The sequence below is a fragment of the Comamonas odontotermitis genome (genome assembly GCF_014207855.1).
Taxonomy (GTDB): domain Bacteria; phylum Pseudomonadota; class Gammaproteobacteria; order Burkholderiales; family Burkholderiaceae_C; genus Comamonas; species Comamonas odontotermitis_A.
The window spans coordinates 23,969-48,465 of sequence record NZ_JACHKZ010000006.1; the positions used below are offsets into that span (position 1 = coordinate 23,969).

General features: G+C 61.5%; 19 protein-coding genes. 10 read left to right on the forward strand and 9 right to left on the reverse strand.

Annotated features, from left to right (window positions below):
• Nucleotides 1–15: 15 nt before the first annotated feature.
• The 3 genes from HNP33_RS06485 to HNP33_RS06495 all read right to left on the reverse strand — a co-directional run bounded on the left by HNP33_RS06485 (nt 16) and on the right by HNP33_RS06495 (nt 5,167).
• Nucleotides 16–2,199 (reverse strand): M48 family metallopeptidase, encoded by a 2,184-nt coding sequence (locus HNP33_RS06485; protein WP_184706780.1) that lies wholly within the window; start codon nt 2,197–2,199, stop codon nt 16–18.
• Between the two features lie 178 nt (nt 2,200–2,377).
• A complete protein-coding gene (locus HNP33_RS06490) occupies nt 2,378–3,712 on the reverse strand; it encodes a homoserine dehydrogenase (protein WP_184706778.1) in 1,335 nt (444 codons plus the stop codon).
• A gap of 162 nt (nt 3,713–3,874) precedes the next feature.
• Nucleotides 3,875–5,167 carry a pyridoxal phosphate-dependent aminotransferase gene (locus HNP33_RS06495; RefSeq protein ID WP_184706776.1) on the reverse strand — a complete coding sequence of 431 codons (1,293 nt, stop codon included), beginning with the start codon at nt 5,165–5,167 and terminating at the stop codon, nt 3,875–3,877.
• 210 nt (nt 5,168–5,377) lie between these two features.
• Between HNP33_RS06495 and HNP33_RS06500 the strand changes: the two genes are divergently transcribed.
• From HNP33_RS06500 to HNP33_RS06510, 3 genes are all read left to right on the forward strand, one after another.
• A complete protein-coding gene (locus tag HNP33_RS06500; RefSeq protein ID WP_184706774.1) occupies nt 5,378–5,758 on the forward strand; it encodes an Mth938-like domain-containing protein in 381 nt (126 codons plus the stop codon).
• Between the two features lie 154 nt (nt 5,759–5,912).
• Nucleotides 5,913–6,401, forward strand: a complete 489-nt coding sequence (locus HNP33_RS06505; protein WP_184706772.1) for a peroxiredoxin — start codon at nt 5,913–5,915, stop codon at nt 6,399–6,401.
• A gap of 278 nt (nt 6,402–6,679) precedes the next feature.
• Complete coding sequence (locus HNP33_RS06510; protein ID WP_184706769.1) at nt 6,680–8,407, forward strand: PhoH family protein; 1,728 nt, start codon at nt 6,680–6,682, stop codon at nt 8,405–8,407.
• 119 nt (nt 8,408–8,526) lie between these two features.
• Here the strand turns inward: HNP33_RS06510 and HNP33_RS06515 are convergent, their stop codons facing one another.
• The 4 genes from HNP33_RS06515 to HNP33_RS06530 all read right to left on the reverse strand — a co-directional run bounded on the left by HNP33_RS06515 (nt 8,527) and on the right by HNP33_RS06530 (nt 14,578).
• Entirely contained in the window at nt 8,527–10,218 is a 1,692-nt protein-coding gene (locus HNP33_RS06515; RefSeq protein ID WP_184706767.1) for a thiamine pyrophosphate-binding protein, read from the reverse strand.
• 275 nt (nt 10,219–10,493) lie between these two features.
• Nucleotides 10,494–11,678, reverse strand: coding sequence for an NAD(P)/FAD-dependent oxidoreductase (locus HNP33_RS06520; RefSeq protein WP_184706766.1), 1,185 nt, complete (start codon nt 11,676–11,678; stop codon nt 10,494–10,496).
• A gap of 112 nt (nt 11,679–11,790) precedes the next feature.
• The gene (locus HNP33_RS06525) at nt 11,791–13,323 is read right to left on the reverse strand and encodes an aldehyde dehydrogenase family protein (protein ID WP_184706764.1); all 1,533 of its coding nucleotides are present in this window, start codon (nt 13,321–13,323) and stop codon (nt 11,791–11,793) included.
• Between the two features lie 121 nt (nt 13,324–13,444).
• A complete protein-coding gene (locus HNP33_RS06530) occupies nt 13,445–14,578 on the reverse strand; it encodes a branched-chain amino acid ABC transporter substrate-binding protein (protein ID WP_184706762.1) in 1,134 nt (377 codons plus the stop codon).
• A 192-nt stretch (nt 14,579–14,770) separates the two neighbouring features.
• On the opposite strand from HNP33_RS06530, the gene HNP33_RS06535 reads away from it, so the two are divergent.
• A complete protein-coding gene (locus tag HNP33_RS06535; protein ID WP_184706760.1) occupies nt 14,771–15,673 on the forward strand; it encodes a LysR substrate-binding domain-containing protein in 903 nt (300 codons plus the stop codon).
• A gap of 174 nt (nt 15,674–15,847) precedes the next feature.
• Here HNP33_RS06535 and dnaB read toward each other — a convergent pair whose 3' ends face one another.
• Nucleotides 15,848–17,254 carry a replicative DNA helicase gene (gene dnaB, locus HNP33_RS06540; protein ID WP_184706758.1) on the reverse strand — a complete coding sequence of 469 codons (1,407 nt, stop codon included), beginning with the start codon at nt 17,252–17,254 and terminating at the stop codon, nt 15,848–15,850.
• A 160-nt stretch (nt 17,255–17,414) separates the two neighbouring features.
• On the opposite strand from dnaB, the gene truA reads away from it, so the two are divergent.
• The 5 genes from truA to accD all read left to right on the forward strand — a co-directional run bounded on the left by truA (nt 17,415) and on the right by accD (nt 21,982).
• A complete protein-coding gene (truA, locus tag HNP33_RS06545; protein ID WP_184706839.1) occupies nt 17,415–18,233 on the forward strand; it encodes a tRNA pseudouridine(38-40) synthase TruA in 819 nt (272 codons plus the stop codon).
• Between the two features lie 3 nt (nt 18,234–18,236).
• Complete coding sequence (locus HNP33_RS06550) at nt 18,237–18,968, forward strand: phosphoribosylanthranilate isomerase (protein ID WP_184706756.1); 732 nt, start codon at nt 18,237–18,239, stop codon at nt 18,966–18,968.
• Nucleotides 18,961–20,229: a tryptophan synthase subunit beta gene (gene trpB, locus HNP33_RS06555; protein ID WP_184706754.1), complete on the forward strand. Its 1,269-nt coding sequence runs from the start codon at nt 18,961–18,963 to the stop codon at nt 20,227–20,229. Before HNP33_RS06550 ends, trpB begins: the two co-directional genes overlap by 8 nt.
• Nucleotides 20,226–21,035, forward strand: coding sequence for a tryptophan synthase subunit alpha (gene trpA, locus HNP33_RS06560; RefSeq protein ID WP_184706753.1), 810 nt, complete (start codon nt 20,226–20,228; stop codon nt 21,033–21,035). The genes trpB and trpA overlap by 4 nt, the downstream gene beginning before the upstream one ends.
• Nucleotides 21,036–21,109: 74 nt before the next feature.
• Nucleotides 21,110–21,982 carry an acetyl-CoA carboxylase, carboxyltransferase subunit beta gene (gene accD, locus HNP33_RS06565; RefSeq protein WP_184706751.1) on the forward strand — a complete coding sequence of 291 codons (873 nt, stop codon included), beginning with the start codon at nt 21,110–21,112 and terminating at the stop codon, nt 21,980–21,982.
• Nucleotides 21,983–22,069: 87 nt separating this feature from the next.
• Here accD and HNP33_RS06570 read toward each other — a convergent pair whose 3' ends face one another.
• Nucleotides 22,070–22,627, reverse strand: a complete 558-nt coding sequence (locus HNP33_RS06570; RefSeq protein WP_184706750.1) for a YggT family protein — start codon at nt 22,625–22,627, stop codon at nt 22,070–22,072.
• A 242-nt stretch (nt 22,628–22,869) separates the two neighbouring features.
• On the opposite strand from HNP33_RS06570, the gene lysS reads away from it, so the two are divergent.
• Entirely contained in the window at nt 22,870–24,411 is a 1,542-nt protein-coding gene (gene lysS, locus HNP33_RS06575; RefSeq protein WP_184706748.1) for a lysine--tRNA ligase, read from the forward strand.
• Nucleotides 24,412–24,497 lie beyond the last annotated feature (86 nt).

Sequence of the window (24,497 nt, forward strand, 5' to 3'; positions counted from 1 at the left end):
ACATCTGCAAGGCAGTCAGGGCTGCACACCCATGCGCTGCAGCTCGCGCCTTGCGTGATAGGCCCGCCAGTAATTGACCATCAGCTCGGCAAAGGCGTCGTTTTTCATCTTCTTCACCCCCTTGAGCGCCAGCACCAACCGGTGCTTTTTCTTGACGTATTGCCCCCGCCTGCGCCCCACGCCCAGGGCAGGCGGCACCACCCCTTGCTCCAGCGGCAGAGTGATGGTGAGCACATGGTTGGCCTGGTTGAACTGAAAGTCGTCAATCGCCGACCATGGCAGCAGCTCCTGCGCCTTGAACATTTGCACGCCTTCCGGAGCCAGTACCAATGCGGGCTCCTTGCCGTCCCGCGAAAACAGGAAGGCGAAATAGGCGCAGGCCAGCCCCGCCAACAGAACACCCACGCCGTAGAGCTGACCGTTCCTGCTGTTGAACAGGAACGCAGCGCCCACCACGCAGACCACGGTAAAGAAGACAAAGAGCCCGGTTTGAAACCAGGAGCGCTCGTAGATCACGGTCCGCTCGCGTCCCAAGGCCGCGATCTCCTGCAACTCGGCAATCTTGGCCGAACGCGCAGACGCTGCAACGCTGGTCAGCTCACTTTGCAAGGCCGCATTGACATCCACCACTGCCGCAGGTGCCACGCTGCCCGCCATGGTGCCGCCAGTTGCCGCAGCGGGCGCAGTCCCTTGTTCCAGGCCAAATTCCTGCAGCAAACGACTGCCCAGCGGGTCCATCGCCCGGCCCAGAAGTTCTGCAGTGATGGGCACTCCCAACGCATCCAGCCGCACGGCCAGTTCGGGGTGGGTATCGGTGGGGTGCGACTGGCGGTTTTCCAGGTGCTGGCTCGGATCAGCCATGCCCTTGCTCGCCACCAGTTGGCGCACATGGCCCACGATGCCGCCCTCCACCGTCTGGCCCTGGTCCCAGTTCATCTCCAGCGCTTCGCTCACATGAGGTTCAAGCGCGGTGATGCGCAAAAGCGACGAAGCAACGGCCTGCGGGCTGACCACGCTGGCGCCCACAGCATCGGCTGCCAGCTCACGCTTGCGGCCCCAAAACCGCACTGCCTCGTGAAAGCTGTCGAGAAACATCTCGCCAAACAGGGTGGCCGGGCGGCGCAGAAAATCCATCCAGGATTCCTCGTGCTTTTCTCCGCCACTGATGGCCACTAGGTGGTTGATGGTGGCAGCATAGATCGGCGAGAACCGCTGGCTGTAGAGCGTGTCTTCCCCAATGAAGTGGCCCAGCTCGTGGCCGATGACTGCAGCCACCTCACCGGCATTGAGAAAAGCCATGTACGGCAAGGGCAGATACAGCACGCGCCCGGCAGGCACCATGCTGCCATTGCTGAGCTTGACCGGGTGTTCGGTGACAAAAAAGCCTTCATTGAGGCCGACGACAATGCTGTCAGGCATGCCTGCGCCAGTCTTGGCAGCTACACGGTCGACAAAGGCCCAGAGCTCGGGTGCCTTCTCGCGCGCCAGGCTCTGGCCCATTACATCGATAGGCTCGTTTTCCATCGGCTTGCGCGATGCCTTCCACACATCCCACAGCACCTTGCAGCCTGAATACAGCAGAAACAGCGCAAGGCCCCCCAGCACGAGCATGAGCTTCATGTCGCCCTTGCTGTATCGGTTGTGGCGCAGGATGGGCATCATCTCGTACACCAGGAGCGGAATGGCGGCGGCAAACAGCAGCAGCACCATCACCACCATATAGGTCGGCAGCAGCCTGCGGCCTTTTTCAAATGTGGCCAGCAATTGCTCGCGCGACTGCATCGCCTTCTTGCCCATGGCATTCTGGTAGAACACGCCCAGTGCCGACCACAGCAGCGCCAGCACGCTGAAAGCCATGGTGCAGCCCGCCAGTGTTGGTTGCAGATTGCGGGTAGTGACGTTCAGCCCGCCAGCCTTCAACTCGGCCAAGGCGCGTTCGTAGCGGCTGCGCATCAGCCTGGCATCCACGCTGCGGCCCTCGCTGTCTTTCACCTTTGCCCGGCCCCGGGGGCTTGCGTCCTCCATCGCCTTGAGTTCCTGAACGACCTGTTCGTACTCGGCAATCGTTGCCTGCACATCCACCGAAGCACCGGCCCGCGACCATTGCCACATGCCAATCAGCAGCATGAGCAACGGAATGCCAAACAACACCGCCCAGCGCTTGGCCCGTGCAGCCCATTTCTTGTCGGTCTCAGACATGCTCGTCATCCCTCCTGTTATATCGCCGGCCTGAACGACCGGCTATGGTTCTAAGCGATTGATAATAACGAGTAATTTTTGAAACAATATGGAATAAAAATAAACAATAGGTAAAAATAAAACCGCCAGCGGCACTATGCCGGTGGCGGTTGACGTGTGAACTACTCTACGCGCGGGTTTAGTTCAGCTCTTCCTTGCGGATGCGGGTGATGGGCGCCAGCACCGTGGGCAGGCCCTGGATTTCGGTCAGCGCCTTGTCCATATCGCCTTCGCGCGTGTCGTGGGTCAGGATGATCAGATCGGTCTGCGTCGATCCCTCGCCGCCCACCTCATCGGCTTCGCGCTGCAGCACGGCGTCGATGCTGATGCCTGCGTTGGCCAGAATGCCCGTTACCTTGGCCAGCACGCCAGCCTCATCAGCCACGCGCATGCGCAGGTAGTAGCTGGTCACCACTTCGGCCATGGGCAGCACAGGTAGATCCTGCCCCGCCTCGCGCAAAGTGCTGCTCTGGAAGGCCAATGGTGGCACGCGGTGGGAGGCATCTGCACCATCCAGGCGGGCAATATCGACCAGATCGGCAATCACCGCAGAAGCGGTAGGCTCCGAACCCGCACCCTTGCCGTAGTACAGCGTAGTGCCCACGGCATCGCCATGCACCACCACAGCGTTCATGGCGCCTTCCACATTGGCAATCAGGCGCTTGGCTGGCACCAGCGAAGGGTGCACGCGCAGCTCGATGCCCTTTTCAGCGCGCTTGGTAATGCCCAACAGCTTGATGCGGTAGCCCAGCTGCTCTGCGTATTTGATGTCCACCGACGACAGCTTGGTGATGCCTTCGACATAGGCCTTGTCAAACTGCACGGGCACGCCAAAGGCAATGGCGCTCATCAAGGTGGCTTTATGGGCTGCGTCCACGCCTTCGATGTCGAAGGTTGGATCGGCCTCGGCGTAGCCCAGGCGTTGCGCCTCCTTCAACACCACATCGAAATCCAGGCCCTTGTCGCGCATCTCGGACAGGATGAAGTTGGTGGTGCCGTTGATGATGCCGGCAATCCACTGAATCTGGTTGGCGGTGAGGCCTTCACGCAGCGCCTTGATGATGGGAATGCCGCCAGCCACAGCAGCCTCATAGGCCACCATCACACCCTTTTCTGCGGCTGCCTTGAAGATTTCGGAGCCATGCACCGCCAGCAGCGCCTTGTTGGCGGTCACCACATGCTTGCCTGCAGCAATGGCTTCCAGCACCAGGGCCTTGGCAATGCCATAGCCGCCGATCAGCTCCACCACCACGTCGATATCAGGGTTGGCGATCACATCACGCGCGTCCTTCACGACCTTGGCCTGCTCTCCCACCACGGCATGTGCACGGGTTTCGTCCAGATCGGCCACCATGGTGATTGCAATTTCGCGGCCAGCGCGGCGGCGAATCTCGTCATGGTTACGTTGCAACACGCCAAAGACACCGCTGCCCACGGTGCCGATGCCCAACAAGCCAACTTGGATCGGTTTCATAAGTCTCTACAAATAGTTCGCAATAAAAAAACACTCCGACGCTTGTCTGACAAGCGCCGACGGCTATCAAATTGAATATGACGGGTGCCAGCGCAGTCTGCACAAGGCGGCCCCGTGCGGGACGGCGCCTCGTTCATGTCGGCTTGCCTCGCTGCACATGGCTCAGGCAACTTTGCTGGCCTTGGCCAGTTTGGCAGGTGCTTCGGCTGCTGGCACCACAGCCAGCTTGTCGGTGCCATAGCGCTGGCGGTACTTGGCCAAAAAGCCAGCCAGGCGGTTGATCGCTTCCTTCAGATCCGGCTCATGCGGCAGGAAGACGATGCGGAAGTGGTCCGGCTGGGGCCAGTTGAAGCCCGTGCCCTGCACCAGCATCACCCGCGTTTCCTTCAGTACCTGCAGGAAGAATTCCTGGTCGTCCTGGATCGGGTACACCTTCGGGTCGAGGCGTGGAAACATGTAAAGCGCGCCCTGGGGCTTGACACAGCTGACACCGGGAATGGCATTGATCATCTCCCAGGCCATGTCACGCTGCTTGCGCAGGCGTCCGCCCTCCTGCACCAGCTCGTCGATGCTCTGGTGGCCACCGAGTGCCGTCTGCACCGCCCACTGGCCTGGAACATTGGCGCACAGGCGCATGTTGGAGAGCATGTTCAGGCCTTCGATGTAATCGGAAGCGCCCGATTTGTCGCCCGAGATCACCATCCAGCCAGCACGGTAGCCGCAGCTGCGGTAAGCCTTGGACAGCGAATTGAAGGTGATCGTCAGCACATCCTGCGACAGGCTTGCGATCGGCGTGTGCACGGCATCGTCGTACAGCACCTTGTCATACACCTCGTCGGCAAACACCACAAGGCCGTGCTCGCGGGCGATGTCGATGATCTGCAGCAGCAGCTCCTTGCTGTAGAGCGCGCCGGTGGGATTGTTGGGGTTGATGACCACAATGCCCTTGGTGCGCGGCGTGATCTTGGCGCGAATGTCCGCCAGATTGGGCATCCAACCATTGTCTTCGTCGCACATGTAGTGCACAGGCGTGCCGCCTGAGAGGCTGCTGGCCGCCGTCCACAGCGGGTAATCAGGCGCAGGCAGCAGCATTTCATCGCCGGTGTCCAGCAAGGCATTGGTCGCCAGGCTGATCAGCTCCGACGCACCGTTGCCCAGATAGATATCGTCCAGCGTCACCCCCTTGATGCCCAGGCGCTGGGTTTCATGCATCACCGCCTTGCGTGCCGCAAAAATACCCTTGCTGTCAGAGTAGCCCGCCGAGTTGGGCAGATTGCGGATCATGTCCTGCTGCACTTCCTCAGGCGCATCAAAGCCGAACACGGCCAAGTTGCCGATGTTGAGCTTGATGATCTTCTGGCCTTCGTCTTCCATCCGCTTGGCCGCGTCCATGATGGGCCCTCGGATGTCGTAACAAACATTGGCCAGCTTGGCGGATTTGTGAATGGTCTTCATGACAGAGAGCACTACCTTTGAAAACGAGGGATTGCAGCCCGGCAGCAGCAGGTCGGCAGAGAGTGCCTGCACCCGATAACCACAGAACCGGCGAGGTGAAACCTATAATTTGACCACAGTTCTTCACCAATACCACAGTGTAGTGGTACCCAATGGATCGTACTGCCCTGCCAGAGTACGAACGCCGCCTCTGCCGAAAGCCCGCCCCCCATGAAATTCCAACCAGACAAATCCAACACGTTAACCGTCACCGGCTACGACCGCGACTGGATCGCCGTGGACAAGCAGCGCTACGAGCACAGCCTGGTGGTCTGCTCCAATGGCACCCTCCAGCCCTGGAACTGCAACAGCTTTGCCGACTTGGGGCCCGCCCATTTTGCGCAGCTGGCAGACTTTGATGTCGAGACCATCATTTTCGGCAGTGGCAATTGCTTACGTTTTCCTCCACCTGCGTGGTTGGCACCCCTGATTGCCCAACGGATCGGCTTCGAGGCCATGGATACCCCCGCGGCATGCCGTACTTACAACGTATTGGCAGGGGAAGGCCGCAAGGTGTTGCTGGCCGCCGTGGTGGAATGGCCTGCCGGATAGCCACAATCGATAGTCTATGATTATCGAGGGGGCTCGATAAATATTTGGATTCGGGGTAAAATAGCAGCTTGCGGTCGTGGGCCTGAATAACAACTATATGAGCACTTTGATTCCTGCGGCCTTTTTGCGATTACTCCGGAGAAAATAGAGCGCTATGGCTGTTGTTGTCAACAAACCCCTGCCAGAATTTGAAGCACAAGCTACGGGAGGCCTGAAGGTTTCCAATGCATCGCATCAGGGGCAAATTCTGGTGCTGTACTTCTACCCAAAGGATAACACTCCCGGCTGCACCACCGAAGCCATGCAGTTCCGCGACAAATACGCGGACTTCGTGAAGGCGGGTGCGGCGGTGTTCGGCGTATCGCGCGACAACATGAAATCGCACGATGACTTCAAAGGCAAGCTTGAGCTGCCGTTTGAGCTGATCGCCGACACTGAGGAGAAGCTCTGCCACATGTTCGGCGTGGTCAAGAACAAGATCATGTATGGCAAAAAGGTCAAGGGCATTGAGCGCTCGACCTTCCTGGTCGGCCCCGATGGCGTGCTGATGCAGGAATGGCGCGGCCTGAAGGTGCCGGGGCACGTGGAAGAAGTGCTCAAGGCGGTCAAGTCGATGAAGGCCGCGCAGAAAAAGGCTGCATAAGCCAGTCCCGCACGAGATTCATCGTGCCTTTGCGGCGCATCGCCTGTCATGCAGGGATGCGCCGTTGTCGTCTGCACGATGACAGAAATTTGACATTTTTCTGTCCGGCAGAATGTGCATAATGGACTCATATGTTTGAGCCCGGAATGCGTTGCTGCCCTATCGATCTTCAAAAAAGGCTGTCTTGCTTGCGAGATGGCCTTTTTTGCTTTGGCAGGCCTGCATTCCGATGTGGATATCGCCCCTTTGGCGAGTAATTGATAAAGGCCTTTTGCTTCATGCCTCTGCCTCCCGCACCTACCGGACGCGCCAGCCGGCTCTCTTCCGGTGACCTGGCCGCCAAGGCCCCTGCCAAAACGCGCAAATCCACCGGCCCCGTGATCGGCGATGTCTCTGAGCTCGCTTTGGAGTTGGAGCCCACCCAGATCGCCGCAAGCGCGCAAGCATTGCAGCGCATGGCCCCGGCCAGCGCCAAGCCTGCCCGTACGCAAAAAACAGCGGCCAAGCCCGCCAAGGCCACTACCGCCAATACGCCGACGGCACCGGCCAAATACACAGCGGCCGACAGCGCCATGCCTGCCAGCAAGCCTGCCAAGGTGCGCAAGACCGGCAGCGGCGTCGCCAAGCTGTTTGTGCTGGATACCAACGTGCTGCTGCACGACCCGAGCAGCCTGTTCCGCTTCGAGGAAAACGACATCTACCTGCCGATGATCGTGCTGGAAGAGCTCGACGCGCACAAGAAGGGCATGACCGAAGTGGCCCGCAACGGCCGCCAGGCAAGCCGCACGCTCGATGCACTGGTCGCCACGCAGGAATCGCAACTGGCCCAGGGCATTCACCTCGACGCCACCGGCCAGAAAGGCGCGACCGGGCGCCTGTTCTTCCAGACCGAGCCGCTCCACTACCATCTGCCTGAGAGCCTGCCGCAAGGCAAGGCCGACAACCAGATCCTGGGTGTCGTCGAAGCCCTGCGCCAGCGCCACCCGGAACGCCCCGTCGTATTGGTGTCCAAGGACATCAACATGCGCGTCAAAGCCCGTGCGCTGGGCCTCGAAGCCGAGGATTACCAGAACGACAAGACGCTGGAAGACGGCGACATGCTCTACACCGGCATGTTGCAGCTCCCGCTGGATTTCTGGGCCAAGGTGGGCAAGAAGGTGGAAAGCTGGCAGTCTGGCGCCTCCACCTGCTACCGCATCAGCGGCGCCATCACGCAGCAGTTGCACATCAACCAGTTCGTGTACTACGAAGCGCCGGGTGAGAACAGCCTGTTTGCCCGTGTGATTGAGATCCGCGACAAGACTGCCGTGCTGGAGACCCTGAAGGACTACGGCCACCAGAAGAACAACGTCTGGGGCGTAACCACCCGCAACCGCGAGCAGAACTTCGCAATGAACCTGCTGATGGATCCGGACGTGGACTTCGTCACCCTGGCTGGCACGGCCGGAACCGGCAAGACCTTGATGGCGCTTGCGGCCGGTTTGACGCAGGTGCTGGACGAGCGCCGCTATAGCGAGATCATCATGACCCGTGCCACGGTGAGCGTGGGCGAGGACATCGGTTTTCTGCCTGGTACCGAGGAAGAGAAGATGGGCCCCTGGATGGGCGCACTGGACGACAACCTGGAGTTTCTGGCCAAGGGCGATGGCGGCAATCCTGGTGAATGGGGCCGCTCTGCCACCAACGACCTGATCCGCAGCCGCATCAAGATCAAGAGCATGAACTTCATGCGCGGCCGCACCTTCCTCAACAAGTACGTCATCATCGATGAGGCACAGAACCTGACGCCCAAGCAGATGAAAACCTTGATCACCCGCGCCGGCCCGGGCACCAAGATCATCTGCATGGGCAACCTGGCCCAGATCGACACGCCGTACCTGACCGAGGGCTCATCGGGCCTGACCTATGTGGTTGACCGCTTCAAGGGCTGGCCGCACAGCGGCCATATCACCCTGGCGCGTGGCGAACGCTCGCGCCTGGCCGATTTTGCCAGCGATGTGCTGTAATTTACAGCTACCATATTAGTAGCAACAAGCACTTTACTGCAAAGCGCCAGTAGCCAAGACCATCAAAAAAAGCACCTGCCCTGCAGGTGCTTTTTATTTGGCCGAATGGCAGAGAATCGTCAGGCGCCGGTACCGCGAATCTGGTCCAGGCTGCGCGAAGGCGTAATGGCTTGCGGGTCCAGCTTGCAATGCACGATCACCGGCAATTGGTGCTCGGCCGCCCAGGTTCGCATGATGGCCAGAGCGGGAGCAAACTCCTCTGTACTGTCCACGCGCAAGCCATTGCCGCCAAAAGCCTTGGCATAGGCCACAAAATCGGGGTTGCGCAACTCGGTGGCGCTCACGCGGTTGGGGTAGTCACGCTCCTGGTGCATACGGATCGTACCGTACATGCCGTTGTCGATCAGCAGCACCACAATGGGCAAGTGGTACTGCACGGCCGTCGCAAACTCCTGGCCGTGCATCAGAAAATCACCGTCGCCCGCAATGCACACCACGCTGCGATCGGCCCACAGCCGCTTGGCGCCCACCGCAGCCGGAAAGCCGTAGCCCATGCTGCCGCTGGTAGGCGCGAGCTGGCTGCCATAGCTGGTAAAGGGCCAGAACCGGTGCACCCAGGTGGCAAAGTTGCCAGCGCCGTTGCACCACACGGTATCGGGGGGCAGCACTTCGCGCACATGCGCCATCAACTGGCCCATCTGCAAACTGCCTGGCACCTGTATGGGCGCCGGATTGCTCCAGGCCAGGTAATCCGTATGGGCCTGCGTTACCAGCTCTCGGCGGGCCTCGCTGGCGTGCACTGCAGGTTGTCTGGCGAGCGCTGCGCAAAAACTGTCTGGTGCTGCCACGATGGCCAGATCGGCCTGGTACACACGGCCCAGCTCGTCAGGATCAGGGTGGATGTGGATCAACTGCTGGCCCTGCGATGCCGGAATACCCAGCAGGCTGTAACCCTGCGACGGCACCTCGGACATGCGCCCGCCCAACAGCACCACCAGATCGGCGCGCTTGACGCGCTCGATCAGCCTGGGGTTGACGCCCAGACCCACATCGCCCGCGTAATTGGGATGGTTGGCCGGAAACACCATCTGCCTGCGGAACGAACACGCCACCGGCACGGCATGGGCGGCGGCAAAGGCTGCGATGTCCTGGTGGGCCTGCGCATTCCAGCGCGAGCCGCCTGCAATGATGATGGGGTTGCGGGCAGCAGCCAGTTTGGCGACCACGGCCTGTACATCGGCATCCGCGGCGTTGGCGGGTGCGGGCTGATAAGGCCGCGCGTCGGGCACCGCCACCGTATCGCGCAGCATATCCTCAGGCAGAGCAATCACCACCGGGCCGGGGCGGCCGCTGGTGGCTATGGCAAATGCTCGGGCAATGATTTCGGGCACGCGCGCCGCGTCATCGATCTCGGTCGCCCACTTCACCATGGGGCCGAAGACGGCACGGTAATTAAGCTCCTGAAAGGCCTCGCGGTCGCGCGCGCTGCGCTCGATCTGGCCGACAAACAGAATCATCGGCGTCGAATCCTGCATTGCCACATGCAGGCCCGCCGAAGCATTGGTGGCGCCCGGGCCGCGCGTCACCATGCAGATGCCGGGGCGGCCGGTGAGCTTGCCCTGCGCCTCGGCCATCATCGCGGCGCCGCCCTCCTGGCGGCAGATGGTGGTTTCGATGGGCGCATCGTACAGAGCGTCCAGCACGGCCAGAAAGCTCTCGCCCGGCACGGTGAATATCTGCTGGGTGCCATGGATCACCAATTGATCCACTACCAGCTGGCCGCCGGTGCGCTGGATGTTTGCCTGCGTCATATTTTTGTCTCCTTGTTGAAATCGAAAAAAATTTGCTCCCCACGCTTGCCCACTTCGTGTGGCCGCTGCCCCTCCGAGAGGGGCGCTTTTCATCTTGGGGCGGCCCGGCGATGAAAATTTGCTCCCCACGCTTGCTCACTTCGTGTGGCCGCTGCCCCTCCAAGAGGGGCGCTTTTCATCTTGGGGCGGCCCAATGAAAAAGGGCCGGACACCATACTCCGCATGGTGCTCAGCCCTCTTGATCTACGTCACCCGGCGGCGCCGGGTTGTCTGGTTCAGATGATGCATTTCTCAAGCAACGGTTCATTGCGCAACAGGCGCTCCCAGCCCAGCGGGCTCACATCCAGGGTCTGGTAGCGCCCGGTCAGCACCAGCTCGGCAATCGCACGGCCAGCCGCAGGGCTCTGCTGCAGGCCATGGCCCGAAAAGCCATTGGCAAAATAGGCGTTGTCGCAGCTGGGGTGCAGGCCAATGATGGCGTTGTGGTCGAACAAATTCATCTCGTAGTAACCCGCCCAGGCGCTTTCCACGCGCAGCGCCTCAAAGCCGGGAATGCGCTCGGCCAGCGTCGGCCAGACAAAATTCTCGAAGGCGTCGTGTTCCACATCGAGCGGAATATCGTTGCCATCGTCTCCCTCTTCGGGGCAGAAACCGGCAATGAAACCATGGCCTTCCGGCCGCAGCCAGATGCCCGAGGGGTCGATCAACAGCGGGCACTGCGGCAACCTGGCGGGGCTGGACAGGTTGAAGACCGTGCGGCGCTTGCCGTGCACGGGCAGATCAATATCCAGCCAGCCAGCCACAGGCCTGGCCCAGGCACCGGCTGCGTTCACCATGGCGCGGCAGGCAATGCGCGTACCGTCTGCCAGCAGCACGGCATCCACATGGGCCACGCCGTCGTGCCTGGAATGCGCAACACCCACGGCTTCGGCCCGCAGGTACTTCACACCCTGTGACACCGCCTTGGCCTTGAGCGACTGCATCAGCAGGTAGCCGTCAAACCACCCTTCCGCCGACAGCCCCAGCGAGCCAAGCACGATGTCGTCAACGTTCAGCCACGGAAAACGGGTCTTGAGCGCGTCCGGATCCAGCAGTGCCACATCCACGTCGTGTGCACGCTGCAGCCCATGGTTGTCGCGCAACACGGCTTCACCCGCCTGGGTCGCCAGATACAGGTAGCCGTCTTCCACCAGACCGATGTCGGGCTGGTCCGTGCCAACAGCCAGTTCTGTTTTCAGGTTGCGCAAGAAGCCAATACCAAATTGCGACAGCGCAATATTGATGGCAGTGGAGAACTGCTGGCGGATGGAGCTGGCCGACAGCGCCGACGACGCCTGCGCATAGCTCGGATCGCGCTCGACCACCAGCACCGGCAAGCCGGGCTGCTGCAGGGTCAAAAAATAGGCGATGGCGCTACCAATAGCACCACCGCCAACGATGACGATAGGAAGTTCTTGCATAGATCAAAGATCACAAAGTCAATCCAGGGCGTGCCCGCCACCGAGCCACCACCATGAGCGCCCCCGCCCAGAGAAGAGCGAGGGACGCCGCGCAGCGGCTCAGCAGGTGCCGTCAGACGTCAAAGCGAACGCCTTGTGCCAGCGGCAGCGCGCCGCTGTAGTTGATGGTGTTGGTCGCACGGCGCATATAGCCCTTCCATGCGTCGGAGCCCGATTCACGGCCGCCGCCGGTTTCCTTCTCGCCACCGAAAGCGCCACCGATTTCCGCGCCCGAAGTGCCGATGTTGACGTTGGCAATGCCGCAGTCGCTGCCTGCGGGCGACATGAAACGCTCCGCATCGCGCAGGTCGCTGGTGAAGATGGCCGACGACAGGCCCTGCGGCACGGCGTTCTGCAGGGCAATCGCGTCTTCAGCACTGCCGTCGTAGGTGACGATGTACAGGATCGGGGCGAAGGTTTCGTGCTCCATCACCTTCGATTGCGCTGGCATCTTCACGAGGGCGGGGCGCACGTAGTAGGCGTCTGCGCCCAGGTCTTCGCGTTCACGCTGCCCACCAATCACAGTGCCGCCTTCTGCCTTGGCCTGCGCCAGGGCTGCCTGCATGCCGTCAAACGATGCCTTGTCGATCAGCGGGCCCACCAGGGTGCCGTCAGTCATCGGGTCGCCCACGGTCACGCTGCCGTAGATTTTTTCCAGGCGCGCCACCAGTTGGTCGGCAATGCTCTTGTGCACGATCAGGCGGCGCAAGGTGGTGCAGCGCTGGCCTGCAGTGCCCACGGCGGCGAAAGTGATGGCGCGCGCGGCCAGCTCCAGATCGGCCGATGGCGTCACGATCATCGCGTTGTTGCCGCCCAACTCCAGGATCGAGCGGCCAAAGCGCTCGGCCACCTTCACGCCCACCTGGCGGCCCATGCGGGTCGAGCCGGTAGCGCTGACAATGGGCACCAGCGGGCTGTCCACCAGCACTTCACCCACGTCGCGGGCGCCAATCAGCAGTTGGCTGATGCCAGCTGGCACGGCGCCGGGCTGCTCCTGGTTGAACTCGGCAATCGTCTTTTCCAGCAGGTGCTGGCAGGCCACGGCGGTGAGCGGGGTCTTTTCGGAAGGCTTCCACACCACGGCATCGCCACATACCAGCGCCAGGGCGCTGTTCCAGCACCACACGGCCACGGGGAAGTTGAAGGCCGAGATGATGCCGACCACACCCATCGGGTGCCAGGTTTCCATCATGCGGTGGCCAGGGCGCTCGCTGGCAATCGTGAGGCCGTGCAGTTGGCGCGACAAGCCGACGGCAAAGTCGCAGATGTCGATCATCTCCTGCACTTCGCCCAGGCCTTCGGACGTGATCTTGCCGGCTTCCACCGACACCAGTGCGCCCAGCGCCGCCTTGTGCTGGCGCAGGGTCTGGCCAAAGCGGCGTACCAGTTCGCCGCGCACGGGCGCTGGCACGGTGCGCCACTGCAGGTAGGCGTTGTGCGCGGCCTGAATCGCTGCGCTCGCCTGCTCGGCGCTGTGCGCCTTCAGCGTGGCCAGCGTGGCACCATCAGCGGGTGAACGGCTGGTGATGTCGTTACCGGAGAGGGGTTTCAGATCCAGCGCCAGTTGCTTGCAGATCTCGTTCAAACGGGTGGTGGATGTGCTCATCGCTCTTCGTTCCTTACGCTTTGGCCTTGGCAGGCCTACTATCAAAAAAGAAGCTGCCTGCGCTCTGTAGGTGCGCGCAAGCAGTGGTTTTCACTATAAACCGTGGGCAGTCAGCCCTTTATCACTTGTAGGAAATCTGCGTCTGCTTGCCGTCCTTGTACACATAGGCCGTGACGCCGGGGTTCTTCAGATTGCCCTTTTCGTCAAAGTTGAAGGTATTGGTCACGCCTTCGTAGTTCACATCGCGCACGGCAGCCAGGTATTTGGCGGGGTCGGTGGAGTCGGCCTTTTTCATGGCGGCGGCCACCACCATCATCGCGTCATACATGAAGGGGCCATAGGTCAGCACCTCGGCCTTGAAGCGGTCATGGTAGCGCTTGGCAAAGTCTGCGCCCTTGGGGCGCTTGGCCAGCTCTTCGCCGCCGCGGCTGCAGTACAGCACGTCGTTGACCGCCCCCTGGCTGATCTTGAGGATTTCGGCGGTACACAGACCGTCCGAGCCCATCAGCTTGGCCTTGACGCCCAGGCGCTTCATCTGGTTGGCGATCAGGCCGCCCTGCGCGTCCATGCCGCCGTAGAAGATCACATCCGGCTTCTTGCCGCGGATATTGGTCAGGATCGCGGAGAAATCCACACTCTTATCAGTGGTGAACTCCTGCGCCACCACCTCGGCGCCCAAGGCCTTGATGCGCTTGGCAAAGTCGTCAGCAGAGCCCTTGCCGTAGGCCGTGCGGTCATCCACGATGGCAAAGCGCTTGGCGCCCAGCTTGTTCACGGCCAGCTCAGCCAGCGCAGCGCCCACGTCGGCATCGCTTGCCAGCACGCGGAACACGTTGTTGTAGCCCAACTCGGTAAAGCCGGGGTTGGTGGCCGGCGAGAGGTTGGGAATGCTCTTTTTGTTGTAGATGGGCGCTGCTGGAATGGCTGCGCCCGAGTTGAAATGCCCCAGCATGGCCTGCACGCCGCCATCCACCATCTGGTTGGCCACCACCACAGCTTGCTTGGGATCGCCCTGATCGTCTTCGGATTTCAGCTCGAACTGCACAGGCTTGCCGCCAATCACCAGTTTCTGCGCATTCAACTCCTCGATCGCCAAGCGGATGCCGTTTTCATTGTCCTTGCCCCAGTGCGACATGGGTCCCGACAGCGGCGCGGCATGGCCGATCTTGACGGTTTGCGCCGTTTGGGCGTGCACCGGGCCAGCCAGTAAGGCGGCAGCTGCAATGGCAGTCAGGGAACCGAGGCGATGGGTCATGGTCAATGGCATGGGTGATGTCTCCTGTTATGCCGCCCGCACTGCTCTGGTGCGTTGCTGGCTGGTGTTCGCGGTCTGCCACCTGCTGGGCCACAGACCATCAATAACTAAAAATGCTATGTGAACAATCAGGAACAGCAAAATGCGAAAATAGCCAGACATATTGCGTTTTCAGAACAAAGTACCTACCCCATGCGCAACGCGATCCCCAACATCGGGCTGTTGATGGCCTTCGAAGCATCGGCCCGCCACGGCAATTTTTCCCGTGCTGCCAACGAGTTGGCGCTGACCGCCAGTGCCGTCAGCCGCCATGTGGCGGCGCTGGAGGACCGCCTGGGCGTGCCGCTTTTTGTACGGCACAAGCGCCGCGTGATGCTCACCGATGCGGGAAAACGATATGCCCAGCGGGTGCGCCTGCATCTCAACGGCCTGGAGCGCGATACGCAGGAAATCGCCAACAGCCGCGCCCAGGGCTATGCCATCCATCTGGCCGTCGTCTCCAGCTTTGCCACGCAGTGGCTGGTGCCGCGCCTGCCCGCCTTTGCCAGGCTGCACCCTGATATTCATGTGCACCTGTCTGTGCGCTCGGAGCCATTTGCCTTTGAAGAAAGCGGTTTCGACGGCGCCATCTACTCGGGCGACGGCCTCTGGGCCCAAACCCAGGGCCAGCGCATTGCACGCGACGGCGCCTGCATCCCCGTCTGCAGCCCGGCCTTCGCGGAACAGCACGCACTGGGCGCAGAGGCTGATTGGCGCCAACTCGTCCACATCGGACTGGAGAGCCGTCCCAATGCCTGGCGCGACTGGTATGCACAACTGGGCTGGGATTACTCTGTGCAGGCCTCGCGCGGACCGCGTTACGAGCTGTTTTCGATGGTGATCATGGCGGCCAGCGCCGGCCTGGGCGTAGGCCTGGTGCCCGAGGTGCTGGTGCAACCCGCGCTGGATGCCGGTCAGGTGGTACCCGCCCACAGCCATACCTCGCCAGGCACGCAAAGCTACTGGTTCAGCTACCCCACCTACCGCGAGCCTTCGCAGGCATTGCAGGCGTTTGAGAGCTGGGTGGTGGCGCAAAGCCAGCAAAGCGGGCGCTAGCAAAGAAAGCCGCAGCCCTGAGCAATGCCGCCACTGATGAAGGGACTACAAAAATAGAAGCAGGTAGCGCATTCTATTAATGGCTTTCAGGCGCTTTTTCGCTTCAAATCCAAGAAAGCCGTGCGTGGCCAGCTATTGTTTTGAATGGCTCTGCGGTCCCGCAAGGGCGATTCCTCAATAATCGTCTGCGCCGACGGCCAGGTTCTCGAAACGGGTCTGGTTCTTCTGGAAGAAAAGCTTGACTGTGCCCGTTGGCCCGTTACGCTGCTTGCCAATGATGACCTCGGCAACATTAGGCTCGTTGCTCTCTTTGTTGTAGTAATCATCGCGGTAGATGAACATGATGATGTCCGCGTCCTGCTCGATGGCGCCCGATTCGCGCAGGTCGGACATCATGGGTCGCTTGTCGGTGCGCTGCTCCACCGAGCGGTTGAGCTGCGACAGCGCAATTACTGGGCATTGCAGTTCCTTGGCCAGCATCTTCAGGCCACGCGAGATTTCGCCCAGCTCGGTGGCACGGTTGTCCGACGATGCACCGCCCGAGCCGCTCATCAGCTGCAGGTAGTCGACCACGATCAGGCCCAGCTTGCCGCACTGGCGTGCCAGGCGCCGCGCGTTGGCACGCAGCTCCGATGGCGTAAGACCCGGGGTTTCATCGATGTGCAGGCTGACGGTGCGCAGGCGCTCGATCGCCTCGGACAGGCGCGGCCATTCCTCATCGGTCAGCTTGCCGGTGCGCAGATTGCCCTGGTTGACGCGGCCGATCGAGCCGACGATACGCACCGCCAGCTGGGCCGCGCCCATTTCCATCGAGAACACGGCTACCGGCAGCCCTTCGTTGAGCGCCACATGCTCGGCAATGTTCACCGCAAACGAGGTCTTGCCCATAGACGGGCGCGCCGCCAGCACCACCAGGTCACCCGCCTGCAGGCCGCTGGTCATGCGGTCCAGGTCCACAAACCCTGTAGGCACGCCAGTCACATCGACCGGGTTGTCCGCCATCTCCTGCACACGGTCAAGCAGATCGACCACCAGGGTGTCCAGCGACTGGAAGCCCTGCTTCATGCGCGAGCCTTCCTCGCCAATGGCAAAAATCTTCTGCTCGGCCTCATCTAGCACGCGATCCACCGTCTTGCCCTGCGGATTGAAGGCGTTGGTGGCGATCTCGTCGCTGGCCGTCACCAGCTTGCGCAGAATGGAGCGCTCCCGCACGATTTCGCCGTAACGACGAATATTGGTGGCGCTGGGCACGTACTGTGCCAACTGGTTCAGATAGGCCAGCCCGCCTACTTCTTCGGCCTTGCCAATGCCCTGCAGATGTTCGTAGACAGTGATCACATCGGCGGGCTTGCCTGCGTTGATCATGCTGGCAATGGCGGTAAAGATCAGCTTGTGCTCATGGCGGTAGAAGTTGTCTTCGGCCAGCACGTCGCCCACCCGGTCCCAGGCGTTGTTGTCGAGCAGCAGGCCGCCCAGCACGCTCGATTCCGACTCGATCGAATGCGGCGGAATGCGCAACTGCGCCACCTGTTTGTCGGGGGTGATGAACGCATCGTCCATCGGGGGAAAAGTCTCTGACATGGGGAAAGGGTTCCAGCAATAGATGCGCGCCGGATCGGTGCCAGCGCCATGCGGCAAGAATAGCGCAACTCGAATGCCTCGCCCGCCGCCCGGCCCTTGCCCAGTCTGGTAGGGCCCCTGCTCCGCTGCCAGCATGGCATCACCAGTTATGATCGGCGCCATGCGCATCGCACTGGGTATTACCTATAACGGACAGGCGTACCAGGGCTGGCAGAGCCAGCCATCGGGCCGCACCGTCCAAGACCATCTCGAAGCGGCCCTGGGCCGCTTCGCTGCTTCCCCCATCTCAACCATCTGCGCCGGTCGCACCGATGCCGGCGTGCATGGCCTGATGCAGGTGGTACATTTCGACGCGCCGGTGGAGCGCGCAGAAGCCTCGTGGGTGCGCGGCACCAACACCTTCCTGCCCAAAGACATTGCCGTGCAATGGGCACGCGCCGTGCCCGAGGCCTTCCACAGCCGCGCCTGCGCCACCTCGCGCCGCTACGGCTATGCGCTGCTGCAATCGCCGGTGCGCCCGAGTGTCGAGTTTGGCCGCGTCGGCTGGGTGTTTCAGCCGCTCGATATCGCCGCCATGCAGCAGGCCGTGCAGTTTTTGCTGGGCGAGCATGATTTTTCGTCGTTCCGCGCCGCGGGCTGCCAAGCCAAGTCGCCCGTCAAGACGCTGTATGCCATCGACATCGCCCACAGCCCGATGCGCCCCAGCAGCGCGCGCGATGGCGTGCCATCGTGCTACTGGCGGTTTGATTTCCAGGGCAGCGCCTTCCTCCACCACATGATCCGCAACATCATGGGCTGCCTCATCATGATCGGCCAGGGCGTGAAGCCCCCCGAATGGATGCAGGAAGTGCTGGATGCCAGGAGCCGTGAAATGGCCGCCCCCACCTTTTCACCGGACGGACTGTATTTTCTCGGCCCCCAGTACGATGCACAGTGGGGCCTGCCCACCCAGGCCGTTTCCTTTGACTGGTTTGCCTGAAGCATGATGCACACAACCCCCATCCCCGCCCGCACACGCATCAAGATCTGCGGCCTGACACGCGAGGCCGATGTGGACGCAGCCGTGGCCGCCGGTGCGGACGCCATCGGCTTTGTCCTGTATGCCAAGAGCCCGCGCGCCGTGAGCGTGGAGCGCGCCGCCGAACTGGCCCGGCGTCTGCCCGCCTTTGTCACGCCGGTGCTGCTGTTTGTGAACGAAGAACCCTCAAAAGTGATAGCTGCTTGTGCCCATGTACCTGGCGCCATTGCCCAATTTCATGGGGATGAATCGCCGCAGCAGTGTCTGGCTGCCACGGCGGGCGGCACCCGTGCGTTCCTGCGGGCAGCGCGCATACCCCTTGGCGACGCTGCGGCAGAATTTGACCTCGTAGAATACGCACATCAATATTCACACGCCAAGGCCATTCTGCTCGACGCCCATGTCGACGGATTCGGCGGTGGCGGCAAGGCATTCAATTGGTCACTGCTTCCAACAAACGTAGCCTCTCATCTCGTTTTGTCTGGTGGACTCACGCCTGCAAACGTGACCGATGGCATTGTGCAGGTCAGGCCGCGCTGCATTTCGCTCGCGGTTGATGTGAGCTCCGGCGTCGAAGCTACCGGGCCCGACGGCCACCCTGCCAAGGGCATCAAAGACGCCGACAAGATCCACCAGTTCGTCGCCGCCGTGCGTGCGGCAGACGCGCTTCTTGCACAGAACCCTTTCCATGTTTGAATACCAGCAACCCGATGCCGCAGGCCACTTCGGCCCTTATGGCGGCTCTTTCGCCAGTGAAACCCTGACCCACGCGCTCGCCGAGCTGCGCGAGGCGTACGACAGGTACCAGCACGATCCGGAATTCCTGCGCGAATTCCAGTACGAGTTGGCGCACTACGTGGGTCGACCCTCGCCCGTCTACCACGCAGCGCGCATGTCGCGCGAGATGGGCGGCGCGCAAATCTACCTCAAGCGCGAGGATCTGAACCACACTGGCGCGCACAAGATCAACAACGTGATCGGCCAGGCCATGCTCGCCAAGCGCATGGGCAAGCCGCGCATCATCGCCGAGACCGGCGCCGGTCAGCACGGCGTGGCCACAGCCACCATCTGCGCGCGCTACGGCCTCGAATGCGTGGTCTACATGGGCAGCGAAGACGTCAAGCGCCAAAGCCCCAATGTCTACCGCATGAAACTGCTGGGCGCCACCGTGGTGCCGGTCGATTCGGGCAGCAAGACGCTGAAAGACGCGCTCAACGAAGCCATGCGCGACTGGGTGGCCAATGTGGACAACACCTTCTACATCATCGGCACCGTGGCAGGCCCGCACCCCTACCCGATGATGGTGCGCGATTTCCAGAGCGTGATCGGCAACGAATGTCTGGAGCAGATGCCCCAGCTGTTCAAAGAGCAGAACATGGCGGCCAAGCAGCCCGACGCCGTCGTGGCCTGCGTCGGCGGCGGCAGCAACGCCATGGGCATCTTCTACCCCTACATTCCCTACGAGAACACGCGACTGATCGGCGTGGAGGCGGCAGGCGAAGGCCTGGACAGCGGCAAGCACTCGGCGTCGCTGCAGCGCGGCTCCAGTGGCGTGCTGCATGGCAACCGCACCTACATCCTGCAAGATGAAAACGGCCAGATCACCGAAACCCACTCGATCAGCGCGGGCCTCGACTACCCCGGCGTCGGCCCCGAACACGCCTGGCTGCAGGAAATCGGCCGTGCCCAGTACGTCGGAATCACCGACCAGGAAGCGCTCGACGCCTTCCACTACCTGTGCCACACCGAAGGCATCATCCCTGCGCTGGAATCAAGCCACGCCGTCGCCTACGCGATGAAGCTGGCCAAGACCATGCGCCCCGAGCAATCCATCCTCGTGAGCCTGTCCGGCCGGGGCGACAAGGACATCGGCACCGTAGCCGACCTGTCGGGCGTGGATTTCTACACCCAGCCTTCGGCCCGCGGCGTCACCGTCAAAGGAGCAGCATCCAAATGAGCCGCATTGCAGCCACGTTTGACCAGTTGACACTGGCCGGCCGCAAGGCCTTGATTCCGTATGTCACGGCAGGCTTCCCCTTCGCCGACATCACACCCGCGCTGATGCACGGCATGGTGGAAGCAGGCGCCGATGTCATTGAACTCGGCGTCCCCTTCTCCGACCCGATGGCCGACGGCATCGTGATCCAAAAAGCAGGCGAAAAGGCGCTGTCGCTGGGCATTGGCCTCGTGCAGGTACTGGCCATGGTGGCCGAGTTCCGCAAGAAGGACAGCGTCACACCCGTCGTGCTGATGGGCTACGCCAACCCGGTGGAACGCTACGACCAACTGCGTGGTGCGGGCGCCTTTGTGCGCGATGCGTCCGCTGCCGGGGTGGATGGGGTGCTGGTGGTAGACTACCCGCCCGAAGAATGCGAAGCCTTTGCCGCGGATCTGCGCCGGCATGGCATGGATCTGATCTTCCTGCTGGCTCCCACATCAACCCCAGAGCGCATGCAGCAGGTGGCGCGCGTGGCCAGTGGCTATGTGTACTACGTCTCGCTCAAGGGCGTGACCGGTGCCGGTACGCTGGATACCGCTGCGGTCGAAGCCATGCTGCCCAAGATCCGCGAGCATGTGCACATTCCCGTGGGCGTGGGCTTTGGCATTCGGGATGCGCAGACCGCCCAGGCCATCGGCAAGGTCGCCGATGCGGTGGTGATTGGTACGCGCATCATCCAGCTGATTGAAACCCAGCCGCACGAGAAGGTCGTTCCCATCGTTTCAGACTTCTTGCGCGGTGTCCGCAAGGCGCTTGACGCATAATGCGCCCCTCGGGCCGCTCGTACTCTGATACATGATACGGCGGCCCACCAAGCGCGAAAGCAAAGGAAAAAACCATGTCCTGGCTAGAAAAACTGTTACCCGCCAAGATCCAGCACACCGACCCGGCCGAGCGCCGCCAGATGCCCGAAGGCCTGTGGATCAAGTGCCCCGCGTGCGAAGCCGTGCTGTACAAGACTGATCTGGAGCAAAACTTCAGCGTCTGCCCCAAATGCGGCCATCACCACCGCATGTCGGCCCGTGCACGCCTGAACCAGTTTCTGGATGCCGAAGGCCGATACGAAATCGGCCAGGAAGTGCTGCCGGTCGATGCCCTCAAGTTCAAGGACAGCCGCAAATACCCCGAACGCCTGAAGGAAGCGCTGGAAAACACCGGCGAGACCGATGCACTGGTGGTGATGGGCGGCTCGGTCAAGAGCGTCAACCTGGTGGCAGCCTGCTTTGAATTCGAGTTCATGGGCGGCTCCATGGGCTCGGTCGTTGGAGAGCGCTTTGTGCGCGGCGTAGAAACCGCCATGGAACAGAAAGTGCCCTTCGTCTGCTTTACCGCCACCGGCGGCGCCCGCATGCAGGAAGGGCTGTTGAGCCTGATGCAGATGGCCAAGACCAATGCGGCCCTCACCCGCTTTGCCAAGAAGGGCCTGCCCTACATCAGCGTGCTGACAGACCCGACCATGGGCGGCGTGTCTGCGGGCTTTGCGTTCATGGGCGATATCGTCATGGCCGAGCCCAATGCCCTCATCGGCTTTGCCGGCCCTCGCGTGATCGAGAACACCGTGCGCGTCAAGCTGCCCGAAGGCTTCCAGCGCGCCGAGTTCCTGCAGCAAAAGGGCGGTGTGGACATGATCGTCGACCGCCGCGAGCTGCGCGACCGCATCTCCAGCAGCCTGGCCATGCTCCAGCGCCTGCCAGCAGACGCCGTGGCCTGACCGGCCTCATGCACCAACCAAAAAGCCAGCCGACCAGGCTGGTTTTTTTTGAGCCTTGCAGGCGGCCTTTGCACCGCCACAGCCCCACTACATGGCCATCAACAGCTGCGACTGCACATTGGCCAGCACGATGGCCACGATCTGGAGCAGCACCATCAGCACAATGGGCGACAGATCCACCCCTCCCACCAGCGGAATGACCTTGCGCAGCGGCCGTAGCAGCGGAGCGGTGAGCTGGTAGAACACCGCCTGAATGACAGCATTGCCTGTAGACAGCCAGGACAGCACGCAGTGCACCAGCAAAATCACCACCATGCTGGAGATGGCGATATTGGCCACGCCAATGGTAGCCACCACAAACACGGCAGCCACCGACGCCACGCCACCGCCCACCAGCCACAGCAACAGGAACTGCACCAATTGCACCAGCCACGCCCCCAGCACACTGGCCCAGTCGCCACCTGGCAAAGCCTTGGTGACCTTGCGCAAGGGCAACACCAGCCAACTGGTGAGCGCCAATACCAATTGGCCCAGCGGATTGTTGAACGAGACACGCTGGTGCTGCATGTACCAGCGCAACAGACATGCTCCGGTCAGCAGACCACCGACCACATTGAGCAACAACGACAATATCTGATGAAGCATGGGTATCCCACAAGGGCAAAGCCCTGATTGCTATACAAAGAGAAGCTAAAAACCCAATGAATACGGGCAATACTGTCCTATTTTATGCGGATCGTGACAAGAAAGGCACGCAAAACCCCTCTCGCAGCGGCATCAAAAGCCGCACCCCAGTCGGGCACTCCGGTTTTGGCAGGTGCAGGCGCTGCCAAAAAACTTAAAATGACGGGTTTTGGCCGATTACCAGCGCAATGCTGGCTTGCTTCATGTCTGAAAACCACACCACTCCAGAGACAGCGCCGGTTGCGCTGGACGAAAACAAACTGATTGCCGAGCGCCGCGAAAAACTCAAAGCCCTGCGCGAGGCACAGCGCGAAGGCAAGGGTGTGGCCTTCCCCAACGACTTCAAGCCTGCAGACCGTGCAGCGGCCTTGATTGCCGCGCATGACGCCACCGAGGCAGAAGCACTGGAAGCCCAGGCCGTAGCCGTGAGCGTAGGCGGCCGCATGATGCTCAAGCGCGTGATGGGCAAGGCCAGCTTTGCCACCGTGCAGGATGCAACCGGCCGCATCCAGCTGTATGTGACGCGCGATGCCGTGGGCGAAGAAGCCTACGCCGATTTCAAGAAGTGGGACCTGGGCGACATCATCGGCGCCGAAGGCACGCTCATGAAGACCAAGACCGGCGAGCTGTCGCTCAAGGTCTCCAAGATCCGCATGCTCACCAAGAGCCTGCGCCCCATGCCGGACAAATTCCATGGCATGGCCGATCTGGAACAGAAGGTGCGCCAGCGCTATGTCGACCTGATGACCGATGACGACGCGCGCAAGCGCTTTGTGGCGCGCAGCAAGGCCGTGGCGGGTATCCGTGAATTCATGGTCGAACACGGCTTTCTGGAGGTGGAAACACCCATGCTGCACCCCATACCTGGCGGCGCCAATGCCAAGCCATTCATCACCCACCACAATGCGCTGGACCAGGACATGTTTCTGCGCATTGCGCCCGAGCTGTACCTCAAACGCCTGATCGTGGGCGGGTTCGAGCGCGTGTTCGAGATCAACCGAAACTTCCGCAACGAAGGTATTTCGGTACGCCACAACCCCGAGTTCACGATGATGGAGTTCTACGCGGCCTACTGGAACTACCGCGACCTGATGGACTACACTGAGCAGCTCATCCGCGACGCTGCCATGAAGGCCGTGGGCACGCTGGAGCTCACCTATGGCGGCAAGCCGGTTGACCTGGCCAAGCCCTTTGAGCGCCTCACCATCACCGAAGCCATCGTCAAATACACCGATGCAGGCGAGAACGTGGGCAACCGTGAGTGGCTGACCAATGCCTTGAAGAAGCTGGGCATGAAAGAGGACAAGGACAAGCTGTCCACCCGCTCACTGGCCAGCCTGCAGGTGCTCTACTTTGAAGAGGTGGTCGAGGAAAAGCTGTGGAACCCGACCTTCATCATGGAGCACCCCACCGAAATCAGCCCACTGGCGCGCGCCAATGATGAGCGCCCCGAGGTGACCGAGCGTTTCGAGCTGTACATCACCGGCCGCGAATTCGGCAATGGATTCTCCGAGCTCAATGACGCCGAAGACCAGGCGGCCCGCTTCAATGCCCAGGTTGCAGCCAAGGATGGTGGCGACGACGAAGCCATGTACTACGACCACGACTTCGTGCGCGCTCTGGAATATGGCATGCCTCCTACTGGCGGCTGCGGCATTGGCATCGACCGCTTCATGATGCTGCTGACCGACAGCGCCAGCATCCGCGACATCATCCTGTTCCCGGCACTGCGCCGCGAACAGTAAGGCACAGCGTGCCCCGGCACGCTTTCAGAACAATAGCTGCCAGTGCTTGATCAAAAAGCACTGGCAGCTTTTTTTCATCAATTATC

Coding starts and splice junctions, on each gene's coding strand:
- HNP33_RS06485 (WP_184706780.1), bottom strand. CDS start 2,199: ATGTCTGAGACCGACAAGAAATGGGCTGCACGGGCCAAGCGCTGGGCG.
- HNP33_RS06490 (WP_184706778.1), bottom strand. CDS start 3,712: ATGAAACCGATCCAAGTTGGCTTGTTGGGCATCGGCACCGTGGGCAGC.
- HNP33_RS06495 (WP_184706776.1), bottom strand. CDS start 5,167: ATGAAGACCATTCACAAATCCGCCAAGCTGGCCAATGTTTGTTACGAC.
- HNP33_RS06500 (WP_184706774.1), top strand. CDS start 5,378: ATGAAATTCCAACCAGACAAATCCAACACGTTAACCGTCACCGGCTAC.
- HNP33_RS06505 (WP_184706772.1), top strand. CDS start 5,913: ATGGCTGTTGTTGTCAACAAACCCCTGCCAGAATTTGAAGCACAAGCT.
- HNP33_RS06510 (WP_184706769.1), top strand. CDS start 6,680: ATGCCTCTGCCTCCCGCACCTACCGGACGCGCCAGCCGGCTCTCTTCC.
- HNP33_RS06515 (WP_184706767.1), bottom strand. CDS start 10,218: ATGACGCAGGCAAACATCCAGCGCACCGGCGGCCAGCTGGTAGTGGAT.
- HNP33_RS06520 (WP_184706766.1), bottom strand. CDS start 11,678: ATGCAAGAACTTCCTATCGTCATCGTTGGCGGTGGTGCTATTGGTAGC.
- HNP33_RS06525 (WP_184706764.1), bottom strand. CDS start 13,323: ATGAGCACATCCACCACCCGTTTGAACGAGATCTGCAAGCAACTGGCG.
- HNP33_RS06530 (WP_184706762.1), bottom strand. CDS start 14,578: ATGACCCATCGCCTCGGTTCCCTGACTGCCATTGCAGCTGCCGCCTTA.
- HNP33_RS06535 (WP_184706760.1), top strand. CDS start 14,771: ATGCGCAACGCGATCCCCAACATCGGGCTGTTGATGGCCTTCGAAGCA.
- dnaB (WP_184706758.1), bottom strand. CDS start 17,254: ATGTCAGAGACTTTTCCCCCGATGGACGATGCGTTCATCACCCCCGAC.
- truA (WP_184706839.1), top strand. CDS start 17,415: ATGCGCATCGCACTGGGTATTACCTATAACGGACAGGCGTACCAGGGC.
- HNP33_RS06550 (WP_184706756.1), top strand. CDS start 18,237: ATGATGCACACAACCCCCATCCCCGCCCGCACACGCATCAAGATCTGC.
- trpB (WP_184706754.1), top strand. CDS start 18,961: ATGTTTGAATACCAGCAACCCGATGCCGCAGGCCACTTCGGCCCTTAT.
- trpA (WP_184706753.1), top strand. CDS start 20,226: ATGAGCCGCATTGCAGCCACGTTTGACCAGTTGACACTGGCCGGCCGC.
- accD (WP_184706751.1), top strand. CDS start 21,110: ATGTCCTGGCTAGAAAAACTGTTACCCGCCAAGATCCAGCACACCGAC.
- HNP33_RS06570 (WP_184706750.1), bottom strand. CDS start 22,627: ATGCTTCATCAGATATTGTCGTTGTTGCTCAATGTGGTCGGTGGTCTG.
- lysS (WP_184706748.1), top strand. CDS start 22,870: ATGTCTGAAAACCACACCACTCCAGAGACAGCGCCGGTTGCGCTGGAC.